This window comes from Hoyosella subflava DQS3-9A1, from assembly GCF_000214175.1.
In the GTDB taxonomy this organism is placed as follows: Bacteria; Actinomycetota; Actinomycetes; order Mycobacteriales; family Mycobacteriaceae; genus Hoyosella; species Hoyosella subflava.
In genome coordinates this window covers 3,072,278-3,087,508 of the sequence record NC_015564.1, presented here as the reverse complement: position 1 = coordinate 3,087,508, position 15,231 = coordinate 3,072,278, and the positions used below count along the sequence as shown (strand labels likewise).

Here is a 15,231-nt window from a genome sequence, read left to right as displayed (position 1 = left end):
AAAGTGTCGAATGTAGACAATGATGGTGTAGAAGTGTGGAAGATAAGCGCGGTTGTCATGCCAATGTGCGTGCCCCGGCAGATTCCCCGGCAGCAATGTCGGACGGTGGGCTACGCGCCGTGAGTCCTGCTGTGGGCCTCGCTGCCAGTGCGGGCACTAACGCTTGTGCGAACTGGCATGAACCGCTGGGGGCGCAGGAATTCAAGCCCTTCAAAAGCGTGAGCGCCGAGGGCCTCGCTCGCCGCGATCTCACCGATTCCGGAGGCGATTTTAAAGCCGGCGCCGGAGAATCCGGTGGCGCAGTAGATTCTGCTGTTTTCCCGCAGTTGGCCGAGAAGCGGGTGCTGGTCCGCGGTATAGAGGTCAGGAAAGGCATCGGAGCGGACGATGGTGGCGACGAGGCCGGGGAAGAACTCGGTGATGGTCTCAGTGGTTTCCGCGATCTCCGCTGCCGTGAGGTCCCGCGGTACTGTATCAGCATGGGGTGTGGGGGCTGAGCGGCCATCGAGGGTCGCCTTTACGGTCACCCCGTCGACTGTGGGGGCCCCATACAGGGAGCGTTCTCCGGAGATGCGGATGAAGATGGGGAATCGGTCCGGTGAGAACTCGGTAGCGTCCCGCGCGACGAACCACGTGAGGTAGATCCGCCTGGTTTCAGTGACGGCCTTGAGGTAGTCGGGCATGAGTTGCTGAGACCAGCTGCCGGACGAGACGATGACGTTTTCGAATGTCCAGGAGTTGTCGCCGGAGGTGATGACGACGCCGTGGCCGGTTTCCCGGATGCCGTCGATCGGAGTGTTGGTCAGTACCGTTGCCCCGTTCGACTGCGCGGCGGCAACTGCCGAAGTGATCGCGCGGTCGGTCCGCAGGACACCGCCGTGCGGGTCGTACACGGCTTGGTCATCCGGCCGCAGATTGTGTTGAGGGTACCGCTCGGCCATCGCCTCGCGGCTAAGTATCTCGTGGTCGGCGCCGTTCAACCGCGTTGTTTCGAGCAGGTGCGGGAGATAGGGGCCGTCCACCGTCCCGATCGAAAGCCCACCGCAGCGGGTCAGAATTTCCTGGCCCGTGTCGGCTTCGAGTTCGGCCCAGAGGCGCTGGGAGCGCTCGAGGATGGGGTAGTAGCTCGGTGTTCCCCGGTACAGCATGCGGAACAGGCGGGTGTCCCCGCCGGCGGCGCTGCGGCCGTGGCCCGGAGACTGCGCCTCGAAACCGGCCACCGAGCCCGACGAGCGGGAAGCCTGCCACAGTGCCATGCTTCCGACGCTGCCGAGGCCGATGATTGCAAGCTTTCCGTCCATTGTGTTCAGAGCACCCTTTCCAGGAAGGCCTGGGTCCGTCGTTCCTTCGGGTTGGCGAGGACCTCGCGGGCATCGCCGCGTTCGACGATGCAGCCTTCGTCCATGAAGAGCAGGGAATCGGCAACTTCCCGTGCGAAACCCATCTCGTGGGTAACGACAAGCATGGTCATGCCCTTCCGCGCTAGGTCCTTCATGACGGCGAGGACTTCGCCGACCTTTTCGGGGTCCAGGGCGCTGGTCGGCTCGTCGAAAAGCATGATGTCCGGGTCCATCGCGAGGGAGCGTGCGATGGCCACGCGCTGTTGCTGGCCTCCGGACAGCTGTGCGGGGTATTGGCCGCCGAAGCCGCTCAAACCGACACTCGCTAGTAGCTGCTGCGCCTTCTTGGCTGCTTCCTGCTTCTTGTGGCCCTTGACGAGAACGGGGCCCGCCATCACGTTTTCCTGGGCGGTCATGTTGGGAAACAGGTTGAACTGCTGAAAGACCATGCCGATCTTGGTGCGCTGTTCGGCGAGACGCTTGCGACTGACGGCTTGAAAAGCGTGGTCAGTCTCGTAGTACCCGAAGTGATCTCCGTTGACTTTGAGCACTCCTAGATCAATGGTCTCCAGACCATTGACGCACCGCAACAACGTTGATTTGCCCGAGCCGCTAGGGCCGATGACGCAGCAGACCTCACCGCTCGAGATATCGAGGTTGATGTTTGTCAGAACCGTCTTCGCACCGAATGATTTGCGGATCCCACGGCCATGGATCGTACCGTCACAATTCATCGTGCAACACCTTCCGTGTCCGTTAGTACAGCTGTCTTCGCTTTTCGAGGGATCCTGGAGCTTGCGTGTGCGTACCTTTGCTCGAGCTTGGATTGCGGGTAGCTCAGGAGCAGAGTCATCAGGAGGTACCACAGGCTGGCGACGATGAGGAGCGGGATGGTTTCGTAGGTGCGTGCGTAGATCAGTTGGGCGCTTTGGAGCAGTTCCGCGACGCCTAGCACGCTGACGAGGGACGTTCCCTTGAACATGCCGATCACCTGGTTTCCCGTTGCGGGGATGATCGAGGGCATGGCCTGAGGGATGATCACCTTGCGCATTTTGGTTGCGCCGCTCATACCCAGCGAATCGGCGGCCTCGATCTGGCCTTTGCCTACCGAGGAGAACCCACCGCGGATGATCTCCGCCATGTAGGCCGCTTCATTGAGCGTCAGACCGATGATCGCCGCGGCTATCGGAGTGATAATCGCGTTGACGTCAATCGCCGTGTTGACGTCAGTGAATGGGATTCCGATCGACATATTCGGGTAGAGCGCGGCGATGTTGAACCAGAAGATGAGCTGTACCAGCACGGGAGTGCCCCGGAAGAACGTGATGTACACGCCTGCGGTGGCCGCTACCGGCTTGATGCTAGAGGACCTCATGATCGCGAGGACAAGACCCAGCAGTGTCCCAACGACCATGCTCACCACAGTCAGCACGATCGTCAGCATCAGGCCGCGGAGGATCGATTCATGGGTGAAGTACCTGGCTACCACATCCCACCGGAAGTTGGGGTTGGTTGACACCGAAGTCAGGATGCCCACGGCGAGTAGGGTGCACAGCGCCCAGGCGGCGTACTCGAATACGCTGCGCCGCCGGAGCCTCGGCTTCAGAGCAGGGTCCATGCCATTCATCGGAGCGCTACTTTCTCGGGTAGTCAGTTGCACCATGATGTCGTCTCCCTAGTTGAGCTTCGCTTCGGCAATGCGGCCATCGGTGAGACCCCAGTACTCGAGGGACGACAGGTATTCCGGGCTGTCAAGGACCGATTGAACAGCCGCCTGCAGCGCGGGCGTGAGCGGTGACCCCTTTTTGAGGGCGACGGTGACGATGTGATCGGAGCGTGTGTCGACCTGAGGAGTGAGGATGGTAAATGTGTTGGGCTGCTGCTCATCTGCCCATACCAGAGCAGGGGTGTCGTAGAAGACGCCGTCAACCCTCTTGGCTGCCAGCTGTGTTAATGCGTCCTGGACGTTGGGGAGGACAACGCTCTTGATCGCGGGTTTGTCCTGCGACTCACATGTCCACTCGGACACGTTTGGCAAATGCCGCAGCTGGGCGTTCGAGCCCTTCGTCACAGCAATGTTTCTGCCGCATAGATCGTCATTGGCCATGTTGAGCGGATTCCCGGCCGCAACAGCCACGGACACACCGGCGTCGAAGTAGTCAATCATGTCCAGCACTTCGAGCCGCTCAGAAGTCGGTGACATCGAGGTAGCGGTGAAGTCGTATCGTCCACCCGCGATGCCGGGGATGATGGTGTCGAAGCTGGTGTTGACGAACTTCAGTTCCAATCCCAGCTTCTTGGCCACGAGCCGTGCGACGTCCGGGTTGAGGCCGATCGGGGTGGTGTTGTCCTCGGCGAGAAAGGTGGTCGGCGGGTAGAAGAGGTCCATCGCCACGGTGATTGAGCCCTTGTCCTTATACGAGTCGGGCAGCAGCGCGACCGCGGCCGGATCAGGCTGGACGCCTTCCGAAATATCGCTGGTCTTCGATGTCTTCGACGCGGAGCCGTCTGTCGATGCGCTCTCGCCAGCGCCGCACGCGCTTAAAGTCATGAGCAGTGCGACGCCGGCCGCTGCCGCCTGGACTTTGGTTGGTCTCTTCATGGGTTTCCTTCGAATGAATGTCAGCTGAGGCTGAACCGATGGGCTGAGGGAACGTACTTGCGTACTTAATCGATTCGCGTTTCTGTTACCGCAGGTCACAGGGCGCTTCGCTGGGTTCCTGTGTTTTCGAATAGTCACCATCAAACCACCTTCTGCACCGATTGTCGACAGTTTACAGCCAAAAAATTGGGACCAATTTCACAGTCGAACCTGTCGGGTGTACTGGGTCACATTACGCCTCCAGAAAACTGTTGACAATCGACAATCGCAGACCTTAGGGTCGTGTAAGCAGGCAGCGAAGTCCTGCTGGAGAGTTCGGAAACGCCTTCTCTCGGCAGTCCCGGCGAACGGCAGTGTCGTCCGCACAAGACGCTGCCCCCCACATCAAACGAACGGATGACCATGGCAAACACCAATTTCCGGCCGAAGTACGTCTCCTTCGACTGCTACGGCACGCTCATCAACTTCGACATCGATCCCACCACCCGCCGGCTGCTCGCGGGCCGTCTTCCTGAAGAGCAGTGGCCCGCGTTCAAGAAGGTATTCCGCGGGTACCGGTTCGACGAGGTCTGCGGCGACTACAAGCCCTACGAGCAGATCCTTCAGGATTCCTTTGACCGGGTGTGCAAGCGGTGGGGCATTGGGCCGACCGAAGGCGCCGGTGCAGAGTTCGCTGAGGCTGTACGCGGCTGGGTTGCCCACGAGGACGTTCCGGCTCCGCTCAAGCTCATGGGCGAGAACTACAAGATGGTGATTCTGTCCAACGCAGACGACAGCTTCCTGGACATCAGCGTTCCGAAGCTCGGTGCCGACTTCCACGCCGTCCACACAGCCGAGCAGGCCCAGGCCTACAAGCCGCGCTACCAGGCGTTCGAGTACATGCTGGACACCCTGAACGCCGAGCCGGAGGACTTCCTCCACGTCTCCTCGCACACCCGGTACGACATGATGCCAATGCACGACATGGGCTTCCGGAACCTGGTGCTGCTGGACCGTGGCTACGACCCCATCACCGCGGGCTACGACTACACCACCGTCAATTCTCTCGACGAGCTCAACAAACTCCTCGGTCTCTGAACCGCGCGCAGCCGAAAGGTAATTGGTCATCGTGAAACTCACCCCATACTGGCTGGATACTGCCGAACCCTCCGGCGACTACCGCCGTACCCCTGTGCCCGAGAAGGTCGACGTCGCCATCATCGGCGCCGGATTTACCGGACTTTCGGCTGCGCTCGAGTTCGCAAAGCAAGGCACCACCGTCGCTGTTCTCGACCGGCACACAGTGGGATGGGGAGCATCAGGCCGCAACGGGGGAATGGCGACAACCGGGCTGGCGATCAGCTTCAACACAGCGGTCAAACGGTACGGGGACGCTCGTGCCGTGGACATGTTCCGCGAGTACAACGACGCGATCGACACCATCGAGAAACTGGTGCGGGACAACGGCATCAACTGCGACTTCCAGCGCTTCGGGAAGCTCTCACTGGCCTTCCATCCCTCCCACTATGAAGGGATGCTCAAATCGCAAGAGCAGCTGGCTGACCTCGCGGACTACAAGGTCACCACCATCCCCAAATCTGAAATCCACAGCGAAATCGGCTCTGACTTCTATCAAGGAGCGATGCTCGATCCGCTCGGCGCCGGACTGCACGTGGGGAAATTCGTGCATGGCCTCGCCGGGGCAGCAGCTGATGCAGGAGCCATAATCTGCGAAAATGCGGCTGTAACCGAATTGCGCAAGGTTTCAGGCACTGCGCACGATGTGCACACCACTCGGGGCGTCATCCGGGCGAGTCAAGTGCTGGTGGCCACCAGTGGCTACACAGGCGCTGTCACACCGTGGCTGCAGCGGCGCGTAATCCCGGTGGGGAGTTTCATCATCGTGACTGAGCCGCTGCCAGAGGACGTTGTCAATCGCATCCTGCCAAACCGGCGGCAGGCATCGGACAGTAAGTTGCTCACCTACTACTTCCGCATCACTCCTGACAACAGGCTCTTGTTCGGTGGCCGCGCCCGGTTCGCGCTTTCCAGCCCGGACTCGGACGTCAAGAGCGGCAAGATCTTGCGTAAGGCCATGCTTGAGCTGTTCCCCTACCTTTCGAATGTCAAGGTGGACTACACGTGGGGTGGGCTAGTCGATATCTCTATGGACCAGATGGTCCATGCAGGCGTTCATGACGGAGTGTTCTATTCCCTCTGCTACAGCGGCCACGGCGTCCAGATGGCGGCCCACATGGGCAAAAACATGGTCCGCTACATGGGCGGTGACAAGTCCGCGAACGTCTGGGAAGACCTGAAGAACCCGCCCGTACCGGGACATTTTGGCCCACCTTGGTTCCTGCCGTTCATCGGTGGAGCCGCGAAGATCATCGATCGCATCAAATAGCTAGGAAGGGAAGGCAATCTCATGGTTCCATCAATCAGTTTCGTTGACACGCTCCCGGAAACAGTCGTCAGCCGGTCAGAGATTGCCGACCTCCCTGGAGGCGCCTTCTTCGAAGGCAAATGGCAATCCGCTGACATGACGCTGGAGGTGCGGGATCCCGAGGATGGTTTCCTGGTAGGGCGCGTATGCACCTCAACGCCTCAGGACGTTCGGCGCGCGATCACCCACATTCAGCGGCATCTGGAACTCGACCGTTGGCCGCTGCGCGCGCGCCGTCAGGCCCTGGAGAAGGCAACTCGGCTCCTCGCCGAACAGCATGTACGCTTCGCCAACATCATTGCGGCGGAAAGCAGCAAGACCATCACGGAAGCCGAGCGGGAGGTCTGTCGATGCATCGAAACGCTTCGACTCTCAGCTGCCGCCTCCAGCGAACTCACCGGTTCAACGCTGAATTTCGAAGACAGTCTGGCCACCGGGAACAAGATCGGCTGGTACAGCCGCAAGCCGGTGGGGATTGTCGCGGCCATCACCCCGTTCAACGATCCACTCAACCTGGTGGCGCACAAACTGGGCCCGGCCCTGATCGCAGGCAACGGCGTCATCTTGAAACCCTCAGTGCGGACGCCGCTGAGCGGTCTGGCCCTGGTTCAGCTGCTCGTCGAAGCTGGAGTTCCGTCGGGACGCATTGCTGCGATCGTCGGTGGCCCGGGCGTTGCTGAAGCCGTGGTGACCGATGACAACATCGACCTGATCTCATTCACAGGCGGTCCGCAGACCGCTGAGCGCATCGCTGCCGCCGCTGGCGCCAAGAAGATCCTCTCCGAACTCGGCGGGAACAATGCCACGATAGTCTGCGCCGACGCGGATGCGGCCCACGCAGCCGATGCGATCGTTGCTGGAGCTTTCGGCGTTGCTGGACAAAACTGCCTCTCGGTGCAGCGAGTGTATGTACACACCTCCCTCTACGAGAAGGTTGTGGATCGCGTTGTCCGTGGCACGCAGGCGCTCAAGGCAGGTCCGAAGTTCGACCGTAGCACCGATGTGGGGCCGCTCATTTCCGACGAGGAAGCCCGCCGTGTCGAGGAGTGGGTTGACGAGGCCGCCGCGGCTGGTGCCTCGATCCACACCGGTGGGCGCCGGCGAGGCTCCTTCTTCGAACCCACCGTTCTGACCGGCGTTCCAGCGAAGTGCCGAGTCATTCGTGATGAGGTTTTCGGTCCGGTTGTGAGCATCATTCCGTTCGTTGATATTTCCGATGCCGTTCGCGCAGCCAACAATTCCGAGTACGGGCTTCAGGCAGGCGTATTCACCCAATCCGTGGATCTCGCCCTGGGCATTGCCGACAAACTGCACGTGGGTGCGGTGGTGATCAACGAAACTAGCGACATTCGAATCGATTCCATGCCGTTCGGCGGGTTCAAGAAATCCGGTGTAGGCCGGGAAGGGGTGCGGTACGCCGTACACGAAATGACCGAACCCAAAAACACTATCGTCAACCTCGCAGAGTCGTCCTCACACTGGCCGTTCCTCGGCGATCTGTCGGATCGGGCAACATCATGACCACGCAGAGAATCGCAGTAATCGCCGGTGACGGCATCGGGAAAGAAGTGGTCCCCGCGGCGATCGCATGCTTGGAGCGAATCGCAGAACTTCATACTCTGGACTTGAGGTTCACGTATTTCGACTGGGGCTCCGAGTACTACCTTCAGCATGGCCGGATGATGCCCGTCGACGGGCTGGAGCAGCTCGCCGCACACCAGGCGATCTTTCTGGGGGCAGTTGGCTCACCAGAAGTGCCGGACGCAGAATCACTCTGGGGCTTGCTGATCCCCATCCGTCGGGAATTCCAGCAGTACATCAACCTTCGTCCCGTGAAAACTCTCGCTGGGGTCGCGTCGCCTCTTAAGGCTGCGCAGCCCATCGACCTCCTGATCGTCAGGGAGAACAACGAAGGGGAGTACTCGGAGGTCGGCGGTCGAATGTACCGTGGGCTGCCGCAGGAGACGGCAGTCCAAGAGACCATATTCACCCGACTCGGAGTCTCTCGGGTAGCGCGCTACGCTGCCTCTCTGGCGGCGTCCCGTTCGGGGCGGCTGACGTCAGCCACCAAGAGCAACGGAATTATCCACACCATGCCGTTCTGGGACGAGATCGTAGCCGAGACTGCCCGGCTGTATCCCGAGGTGAGTGTCACCAGTGAGCTCGTGGACGCCTTGGCGGCACATTTAGTCCTCAAACCCTGGACTTTCGATGTCATTGTTGCGTCTAATCTGCTGGGGGACATTCTTTCTGATCTTGGAAGCTCCGTCACCGGCTCCATCGGGTTGGCGCCCAGCGCCAACCTGAATCCGGAGGGCGAATTCCCGTCGCTGTTCGAGCCGGTGCACGGATCGGCTCCGGATATCGCGGGGAAGGGCCTGGCAAACCCGGTCGGACAGATCTGGTCAGGAGCGATGATGCTCGAACACCTCGGCCACATTGAGGCAGCGACCCACCTTCAGTCAGCGTTCGAGTCGGCCCTGCGAGACGGCCTCGGCACCCGTGACGTCGGAGGGCCATCGTCGACCGCGGAGTTCACGTCAGGTGTGCTGTCCGCCATCGATACCCTCGCCGCGAGCCAGGCGTACCCCACGCCATCACCGGTGTCATGACCACGGCAGCGGAACGCACCCGCCCGATCGTCGCCGTCCTCTACCGGGAGGCCCTGCCGCCCCGGCTGGCGGAGATCGAGGAGCTATCCGACGTTCGGCTGACCACAGCCGACGGCCTCGCCAAGGCCCTCGACGGCGCGGATGTGTTGTACCAATGGCACTCATTCTCGCCTGCCTTGCGGGAAAACTGGGATGCGGCCGCGTCCCTGCGCTGGGTTCATGTTTCGGCGGCGGGTGTCAGCCAACTCCTGTTCGACGAACTGATCCGCAGCGACATCGCCTACACCAACTCCCGGGGCGTCCTGAGTCGGGCCATCGCCGAATTCGCGCTCGGATTCGTCCTGGACATGGCCAAGGATGCGCAGACCTCGTTCCGGCTGCAGCAGCAACACCGCTGGCGGCACCGCACAACTCGGAAGCTTCAGGGGCAGTCCGCACTGGTGGTCGGCACCGGATCTATCGGCCGCGAAATCGCGCGCCTATTCGAGGCTGTGGGCATCGAGGTCAGCGGCGCCGGCCGGTCTAGCAGGAGTGGTGATGGCGATTTCCGTCAGATTCATAGCTCCAGAGATCTGGCCAGCGTTGTCCGCGACTATGACTACCTCGTGCTTGCAGCCCCGCTGACTCCCGAAACGCGTGGTTTAGTCAGCGCCCAAGTCCTAGCATCCATGAAACCGACCGCGAGCCTCATCAATGTAGGACGCGGAGAACTGGTGGATACGGATGCTCTGACGGGAGCATTGGCGTCCGCCGGGATCGCGGGGGCCGCCCTCGACGTCGTGCATCCCGAGCCATTACCCGAAGGACACGCGCTCTGGGGCATGGACAACGTCATCATCACCCCACATATGAGTGGGGACACCGACGACTACCTCGATGATCTCGGGCAGCTGTTTGTCGACAATTTGCGGCGGTATTGCAATGGCGCACCTCTGCAGAACGTCGTGGACAAGGCCCTCGGGTTTGTCTCCGCGTGAGTTCCCGTCCCACGACATCGCTTTACCCAATCATCACCCTCGCGAACTGAGAGCAATGGCAATGGCACACATGACCGCTTCGTCCCTCTTGGAAACCATCGGCGCCAGAACCGAAACCGACTTCATGGGTGCCCGGAAGATCCCAGCTGCCGCGTACTGGGGTATCCAGACACTCCGCGCGGTAGAAAACTTTTCGATCACTGGTACGACGATTTCCGTGTATCCGCTGCTCATTCGGGCGCTAGCGCAGATTAAACACGCGGCCGTCCTGGCGAACTTCGAGTTGGGCTTGATCGATCAAACGAAAAAGGATGCAATCCAGCAGGCCTGCGAAAACATCGAACAGGGCCAACTACTGGACCAATTCGTTGTGGACGTCATCCAGGGTGGCGCCGGAACCTCGACGAACATGAACGCTAACGAGGTCATCGCCAACCGCGCGCTGGAGATTCTCGGGCTCGATAGGGGCGAGTACTCCACGATTCACCCCAATGGGGACGTCAATATGGGTCAGTCGACGAATGACGTTTATCCCACCGCGATACGGATCGCTACCATCCAGGGCACCCAGAGTTTGCTGTCAGCAATGGCGCACCTCCGCCGCGCGCTGGAGCGCAAGGCCGCCGAGTTCGATGATGTAGTGAAGATGGGCAGAACCCAGCTGCAGGACGCGGTGCCAATGACCCTAGGTCAGGAGTTCAGCACCTACGCGGTGATGGTGGATGAGGACGAACGCCGGATCCGCGAAGGGCTGGTTCACCTGCACGAAATCAACCTTGGTGCGACCGCGATCGGCACGGGTATCAACACCCATCGTGAGTACGCAGCGAATGTCTGCGCCCACCTGCGGCGAATTACCGGTTTGCCCTTGGTGACGTCGAGCAATCTCGTCGAAGCAACCCAGGACTGCGGGGCTTTCGTGCTGTTCTCCGGAATGCTCAAGCGGGTCGCAGTCAAGCTCTCGAAAGTCTGCAACGATTTGCGCCTGTTGGCGTCCGGGCCCAGAGCCGGTTTCGCCGAAATCAATCTTCCCCCACGGCAGGCGGGATCGAGCATCATGCCCGGAAAGGTGAACCCGGTGATTCCGGAAGTAGTCAACCAGGTTGCCTTCGACGTTATCGGTAATGACCTCACTATTACGATGGCGGCCGAGGCAGGACAGTTGCAGCTGAACGCCTTTGAACCGATCATCGCGCGATCACTCTTCGCCAGTTTGACTTCACTCACTTCGGCATGCACCAGCCTGGCTGATCTCTGCATCGACGGAATCACCGCCAACAAGGAGTATCTGCGCACCCAGGTCGAAGCAAGCATCGGGGTCGTCACCGTCCTCAACCCGCTCATTGGTTACGACGCGGCCACCACAATTGCCCGGCAGGCTCTCGCCAGCGGCCGCAGCGTCACCTCACTGGTGCTCGAGAGTGGACTGCTGACCGCACACGAACTTGACGAAGTCTTGCGGCCCGAACGTCTGGCAAACCCGCAATCCGACTCTGGCGAGCGCGCTCTAGCGTAAAGCTCAGTCAAAATAACAGGGTGCAGGGAACTGGGTCAGCGGGGTACTCGTAGGCTCGGAGGGTGCTGCTTCCACTACTGAGAACGTACCTAGCAGCGCATCGGAGGGCACTCGCGGGAATTGTCGTGCTGCAGTTCGTCGGCGCCTTCGCTGCGCTGTTTCTGCCCCGGCTGAATGCAGACATCATCGACTTCGGAGTCACCCGCGGTGACATCCCGTACATCGTGCGGGTTGGTGGCGTGATGCTCGCCGTGGCTGCAGTGCAGATCGTCTGTCTGATTGGTGCGGTGTATCTGTCGGCGAAGACAGCGACCGCAGTCGGGGCTGCGGTGCGGCGGGATGTGTTCCGCCGCGTCAGCGGGTTCTCCGCCCGCGAGATGGGGCTCTTCGGGGCGCCGTCGCTCATCACCCGCAACACCAACGATGTCCTTCAGGTGCAGACCCTGATCATGATGGTGCTGACCATGCTCGTTCTGGCTCCAGTGATGTGTGTTGGCGGCATCATCATGGCTGTGCGGGAGGAAATCCGGCTGTCGTGGCTGATCGCCGTGAGCGTGCCCGCACTCGCGTTCACGATGGGTTTCATCATCGCGAAGATGATCCCGGCCTATCAGGTCATGCAGTCGCGAATCGACACCGTGAACCGGGTGCTGCGCGAACAGATCACCGGGGTGCGGGTCGTGCGTGCTTTCGTACGTGAACCCTGGGAGATGAAGCGGTTCGCCCACGCCAACAACGAACTCACCGACACTGCGCTCCGTGTGGGCCGCCTACTGGCGATCGCGTTTCCCGCCGTCATGCTGATATTGAACGTGACATTTGTCGGCGTGATCTGGTTCGGTGGCATCGAGATCAGTGCTGGACGAATGCAGGTCGGTTCACTGACAGCAATGATCAACTACTTGATGCTGATCCTGATGTCCATCATGTTCGTCACATTCATGGCGTCACAGGTACCGCGCGCGGCTGTCTGCGCGGACCGCATCATGGAAGTGCTGAGCACGCCCTCGTCAATTACCTACCCGGCTGACCCTGTCACGGCAATGCCGACTCCTGGCACGGTTGAATTCCGCGACACCACCTTCTGTTACCCCGGCGCGGAAAAGCCAGTCATCGAGAACATTTCGTTCACGGTCACGCCCGGCACGACGACGGCCCTCATCGGCGCGACCGGATCCGGGAAATCTACCGTAATGCACCTCATCCCGCGCCTGATAGACGCGACGAACGGTGCCGTGGTCGTCGGCGGGGTCGATGTCCGGGACCTCGACCCCTCGGTTCTACGATCATCGTTGGGATACATTCCGCAGCGGGCCTTCCTGTTCTCGGGCACTATCGCGTCGAACCTGCGCTACGGAAAGCCCGATGCCACAGACAGCGAACTCTGGGAAGCGCTGGAGATCGCGCAGGCGGCAGGCTTCGTTCAGGCGATGCCCGATGGCCTCGACACTGCCGTGGCGCAGGGTGGCACGACAGTGTCAGGCGGGCAGCGCCAGCGGCTCGCGATCGCCCGTGCGCTAGTCCGGAAACCCAGCGTCTACCTCTTCGACGACTCGTTCTCAGCGCTCGACGTCGCCACCGACGCGCGATTGCGCGCCGCGCTCGAACCGCACACGCGCAACTCTGCCGTCCTGATCGTCGGCCAGCGCATCGCCACCATCAAAAACGCCGACCAGATCCTCGTCCTCGAAGGCGGACGCATCGTCGGCCTCGGTACACATGACCAGCTTGTTCAAACCTGCGCCGAGTATCGGGAGACCGTCGAGTCACAGCTGGTGGTCCAATGATAGGAGCGCGATGACCAGGCCCATGGCGCCCGCCACCACACCGGGCAACCCGAACGACCGCGCCAGCCAGTTCGTGCCCACCGTGCGGCGCTTGTTTCGCCGGCTAGTGCCGCGCAAGATCGCCCTGATCGCTGTACTCGCCTGCACCGTCACGTCTGTCGCGCTGAACGCAATCGGCCCCCGCATCCTCGGCTGGGGCACCGACATCATCTTCAACGGTGTGATCGGACGCGATCTGCCCGCCGGGCTCACCCGTGACGAAGCGGTGGCGCAACTCCGCGCCGAGGGACGCGACACATTCGCGGACATGGTGTCCGGAATGACTCTTGTCCCCGGTGCAGGTGTCGACTTCAGCGCGCTGGCGCGGGTGCTGTACCTCGCGCTCGCGATCTACCTAGTGGCGTCGCTATGCGCCTGGGCATCCGGGTACATCCTGAACATCGTGGTGCAGAGCGTCATCCGCCAGTTGCGGACAGATGTGGAGGCGAAGGTGCATCGGCTGCCGCTGGTGTACTTTGACCGGCACCAGCGTGGCGACATGTTGAGCCGTGTCACCAACGACATCGACAATCTCTCACAGAGCTTGCAGCAGACGATCAGCCAGATGTTGAACTCGCTGCTCACAGTAGTCGCAGTGCTGGCGATGATGGTGTGGATATCACCCTTGCTCGCCGTGATCGCTCTATTAACGGTGCCAGCCGCGCTAGTAGTGACAGCAATCATCATGCGGCGGGCGCAGCCTCATTACGCGGGGCAGTGGCGTCACACCGGCAAACTCAACGGGCACGTTGAAGAGACGCATACGGGCCACGAACTCGTTCTCGCATACGGGCGGGAGGATGACGCACAGCAGGTGTTCGATGCGCGCAACGAGCAACTGCAGGCAGCGGCCTTCAAAGCGCAGTTCCTGTCCGGGCTTGTCATGCCGATGATCCAGTTCCTGGGAAACCTCAACTATGTTCTCGTCGCAGTGCTCGGCGGCATGCGTGTGGCCAGCGGGACGATGAGCCTCGGCGAGGTCCAGGCCTTCATCCAGTACTCACGGCAGTTCACGCAGCCGCTGTCGCAACTCGCGTCTATGGTGAGCGTCCTGCAGTCCGGCGTCGCCTCGGCTGAGCGGGTGTTCGAACTGCTCGACGCCGAAGAGGAAACCGCTGACCCGGTCGATGAGCAGATAGTCGCCGACCCGCGTGGACACGTCGAGTTCGACCGCGTGTCATTCCGGTACCTGCCCGGACAGCCGCTCATCGACGACCTGTCGCTGACAGTGGAGCCAGGGCAGATGGTCGCTATCGTCGGCCCTACCGGCGCGGGAAAGACGACGCTGGTGAACCTGTTGATGCGCTTCTACGACATCGATTCAGGATCGATCCGCATCGACGGTATCGACACCCGCCGAATGAGTCGCGCCGAATTGCGTTCCCGCATCGGAATGGTCCTGCAAGACACGTGGCTCCTCGGTGCGTCCATCAGAGACAACATCCGGTACGGAGCGGACATCATCGATGACGCTGCGGTGATCGCTGCGGCGAAAGACAGTTACGTTGACCGGTTCACACGCACACTGCCCGACGGGTACGACACGGTGCTCGATGAAGAGTCCGGAAACGTCAGCGTGGGGGAGCAGCAGCTCATCACGATCGCGCGGGCGTTCGTCTCAGAGCCGCAGATCCTGATCCTCGACGAGGCGACGTCGTCCGTGGATACCCGGACGGAACTGCTGATCCAGCAAGCGATGGCGCGGCTTCGCGCCGACCGCACAGCATTTGTGATCGCCCATCGGCTGTCCACCATTCGAGACGCTGACGTCATTCTCGTCATGGAGGACGGGCGCATCGTCGAACAAGGCTCCCACGACGACTTGATCGCAGCACGCGGCGCCTACCACCGGCTGTACATGAGTCAGTTCGCCGCGGCAGTCACGGAATAAACCACTTGCGTGCGGCCTGAACCGCAGGCACACTCGACGACA

The 15,231-nt window shown here is 61.2% G+C and carries 12 protein-coding genes; 8 read left to right on the top strand and 4 right to left on the bottom strand.

The features are described 5' to 3' along the window. Positions 1-110: 110 nt before the first annotated feature. Genes solA through AS9A_RS14485 form a run of 4 tightly spaced genes read right to left on the bottom strand, consistent with a single transcriptional unit; the run spans position 111 to position 3,942 of the window. Entirely contained in the window at positions 111-1,301 is a 1,191-nt protein-coding gene (gene solA, locus AS9A_RS14500) for an N-methyl-L-tryptophan oxidase (RefSeq protein WP_013807809.1), read from the bottom strand. Between the two features lie 5 nt (positions 1,302-1,306). Continuing rightward, on the bottom strand, positions 1,307-2,074 hold the full coding sequence (locus AS9A_RS14495) for an amino acid ABC transporter ATP-binding protein (protein WP_013807808.1): 768 nt from the start codon (positions 2,072-2,074) through the stop codon (positions 1,307-1,309). Further along, positions 2,071-3,003, bottom strand: a complete 933-nt coding sequence (locus AS9A_RS14490; protein WP_237707819.1) for an amino acid ABC transporter permease — start codon at positions 3,001-3,003, stop codon at positions 2,071-2,073. The genes AS9A_RS14495 and AS9A_RS14490 overlap by 4 nt, the downstream gene beginning before the upstream one ends. A 12-nt stretch (positions 3,004-3,015) precedes the next feature. Next, positions 3,016-3,942, bottom strand: coding sequence for an ABC transporter substrate-binding protein (locus AS9A_RS14485; RefSeq protein ID WP_013807806.1), 927 nt, complete (start codon positions 3,940-3,942; stop codon positions 3,016-3,018). A gap of 402 nt (positions 3,943-4,344) precedes the next feature. Between AS9A_RS14485 and AS9A_RS14480 the strand changes: the two genes are divergently transcribed. The 8 genes from AS9A_RS14480 to AS9A_RS14445 all read left to right on the top strand — a co-directional run bounded on the left by AS9A_RS14480 (position 4,345) and on the right by AS9A_RS14445 (position 15,189). After that, the gene (locus AS9A_RS14480) at positions 4,345-5,019 is read left to right on the top strand and encodes a haloacid dehalogenase type II (RefSeq protein ID WP_013807805.1); all 675 of its coding nucleotides are present in this window, start codon (positions 4,345-4,347) and stop codon (positions 5,017-5,019) included. A 31-nt stretch (positions 5,020-5,050) separates the two neighbouring features. Further along, a complete protein-coding gene (locus tag AS9A_RS14475) occupies positions 5,051-6,328 on the top strand; it encodes an NAD(P)/FAD-dependent oxidoreductase (protein ID WP_013807804.1) in 1,278 nt (425 codons plus the stop codon). Positions 6,329-6,349: 21 nt separating this feature from the next. Then, positions 6,350-7,888, top strand: a complete 1,539-nt coding sequence (locus AS9A_RS14470; RefSeq protein WP_013807803.1) for an aldehyde dehydrogenase family protein — start codon at positions 6,350-6,352, stop codon at positions 7,886-7,888. Next, a complete protein-coding gene (locus AS9A_RS14465; RefSeq protein WP_013807802.1) occupies positions 7,885-8,979 on the top strand; it encodes a tartrate dehydrogenase in 1,095 nt (364 codons plus the stop codon). The genes AS9A_RS14470 and AS9A_RS14465 overlap by 4 nt, the downstream gene beginning before the upstream one ends. Further along, positions 8,976-9,956 (top strand): D-2-hydroxyacid dehydrogenase, encoded by a 981-nt coding sequence (locus AS9A_RS14460; RefSeq protein ID WP_013807801.1) that lies wholly within the window; start codon positions 8,976-8,978, stop codon positions 9,954-9,956. Before AS9A_RS14465 ends, AS9A_RS14460 begins: the two co-directional genes overlap by 4 nt. Positions 9,957-10,017: 61 nt before the next feature. Next, positions 10,018-11,472, top strand: coding sequence for an aspartate ammonia-lyase (gene aspA, locus AS9A_RS14455; protein WP_013807800.1), 1,455 nt, complete (start codon positions 10,018-10,020; stop codon positions 11,470-11,472). A gap of 62 nt (positions 11,473-11,534) precedes the next feature. Next, a complete protein-coding gene (locus AS9A_RS14450) occupies positions 11,535-13,259 on the top strand; it encodes an ABC transporter ATP-binding protein (RefSeq protein WP_041451113.1) in 1,725 nt (574 codons plus the stop codon). A gap of 10 nt (positions 13,260-13,269) precedes the next feature. Then, entirely contained in the window at positions 13,270-15,189 is a 1,920-nt protein-coding gene (locus AS9A_RS14445; protein WP_013807798.1) for an ABC transporter ATP-binding protein, read from the top strand. Positions 15,190-15,231 lie beyond the last annotated feature (42 nt).

Coding starts and splice junctions, on each gene's coding strand:
- solA (WP_013807809.1), bottom strand. CDS start 1,301: ATGGACGGAAAGCTTGCAATCATCGGCCTCGGCAGCGTCGGAAGCATG.
- AS9A_RS14495 (WP_013807808.1), bottom strand. CDS start 2,074: ATGAATTGTGACGGTACGATCCATGGCCGTGGGATCCGCAAATCATTC.
- AS9A_RS14490 (WP_237707819.1), bottom strand. CDS start 3,003: ATGGTGCAACTGACTACCCGAGAAAGTAGCGCTCCGATGAATGGCATG.
- AS9A_RS14485 (WP_013807806.1), bottom strand. CDS start 3,942: ATGAAGAGACCAACCAAAGTCCAGGCGGCAGCGGCCGGCGTCGCACTG.
- AS9A_RS14480 (WP_013807805.1), top strand. CDS start 4,345: ATGGCAAACACCAATTTCCGGCCGAAGTACGTCTCCTTCGACTGCTAC.
- AS9A_RS14470 (WP_013807803.1), top strand. CDS start 6,350: ATGGTTCCATCAATCAGTTTCGTTGACACGCTCCCGGAAACAGTCGTC.
- AS9A_RS14465 (WP_013807802.1), top strand. CDS start 7,885: ATGACCACGCAGAGAATCGCAGTAATCGCCGGTGACGGCATCGGGAAA.
- AS9A_RS14460 (WP_013807801.1), top strand. CDS start 8,976: ATGACCACGGCAGCGGAACGCACCCGCCCGATCGTCGCCGTCCTCTAC.
- aspA (WP_013807800.1), top strand. CDS start 10,018: ATGGCACACATGACCGCTTCGTCCCTCTTGGAAACCATCGGCGCCAGA.
- AS9A_RS14445 (WP_013807798.1), top strand. CDS start 13,270: ATGACCAGGCCCATGGCGCCCGCCACCACACCGGGCAACCCGAACGAC.